The organism is Klebsiella sp. 2019SCSN059 (genome assembly GCF_021739525.1).
Lineage (GTDB): Bacteria > Pseudomonadota > Gammaproteobacteria > Enterobacterales > Enterobacteriaceae > Klebsiella > Klebsiella quasipneumoniae.
Genome location: NZ_JAKKOM010000105.1, coordinates 1 through 1,388 on the forward strand (window position 1 = coordinate 1; position 1,388 = coordinate 1,388).

Sequence of the window (1,388 nt, forward strand, 5' to 3'; positions counted from 1 at the left end):
CTGAAGTAACAAATGCCCTGCTTCCAGGAAAAGCCTCTAAGCATCAGGTAACATCAAATCGTACCCCAAACCGACACAGGTGGTCAGGTAGAGAATACCAAGGCGCTTGAGAGAACTCGGGTGAAGGAACTAGGCAAAATGGTGCCGTAACTTCGGGAGAAGGCACGCTGGTGTGTAGGTGAAGTCCCTGCGGATGGAGCTGAGACCAGTCGAAGATACCAGCTGGCTGCAACTGTTTATTAAAAACACAGCACTGTGCAAACACGAAAGTGGACGTATACGGTGTGACGCCTGCCCGGTGCCGGAAGGTTAATTGATGGGGTTATCCGTAAGGAGAAGCTCTTGATCGAAGCCCCGGTAAACGGCGGCCGTAACTATAACGGTCCTAAGGTAGCGAAATTCCTTGTCGGGTAAGTTCCGACCTGCACGAATGGCGTAATGATGGCCAGGCTGTCTCCACCCGAGACTCAGTGAAATTGAACTCGCTGTGAAGATGCAGTGTACCCGCGGCAAGACGGAAAGACCCCGTGAACCTTTACTATAGCTTGACACTGAACATTGAGCCTTGATGTGTAGGATAGGTGGGAGGCTTTGAAGCGTGGACGCCAGTCTGCGTGGAGCCAACCTTGAAATACCACCCTTTAATGTTTGATGTTCTAACGTAGGCCCCTGACCGGGGTTGCGGACAGTGTCTGGTGGGTAGTTTGACTGGGGCGGTCTCCTCCCAAAGCGTAACGGAGGAGCACGAAGGTTAGCTAATCCTGGTCGGACATCAGGAGGTTAGTGCAATGGCATAAGCTAGCTTGACTGCGAGCGTGACGGCGCGAGCAGGTGCGAAAGCAGGTCATAGTGATCCGGTGGTTCTGAATGGAAGGGCCATCGCTCAACGGATAAAAGGTACTCCGGGGATAACAGGCTGATACCGCCCAAGAGTTCATATCGACGGCGGTGTTTGGCACCTCGATGTCGGCTCATCACATCCTGGGGCTGAAGTAGGTCCCAAGGGTATGGCTGTTCGCCATTTAAAGTGGTACGCGAGCTGGGTTTAGAACGTCGTGAGACAGTTCGGTCCCTATCTGCCGTGGGCGCTGGAGAATTGAGGGGGGCTGCTCCTAGTACGAGAGGACCGGAGTGGACGCATCACTGGTGTTCGGGTTGTCATGCCAATGGCACTGCCCGGTAGCTAAATGCGGAAGAGATAAGTGCTGAAAGCATCTAAGCACGAAACTTGCCCCGAGATGAGTTCTCCCTGAGACTTTAAGTCTCCTGAAGGAACGTTGAAGACGACGACGTTGATAGGCCGGGTGTGTAAGCGCAGCGATGCGTTGAGCTAACCGGTACTAATGAACCGTGAGGCTTAACCTTACAACGCCGAAGATGTTTTGGCG

The 1,388-nt window shown here is 53.3% G+C and carries 1 rRNA gene; it reads left to right on the forward strand.

The features are described from left to right. Positions 1–1,365, forward strand: a 23S ribosomal RNA gene (locus L2I46_RS29075); the annotation flags it as partial. Between the last annotated feature and the right edge of the window lie 23 nt (positions 1,366–1,388).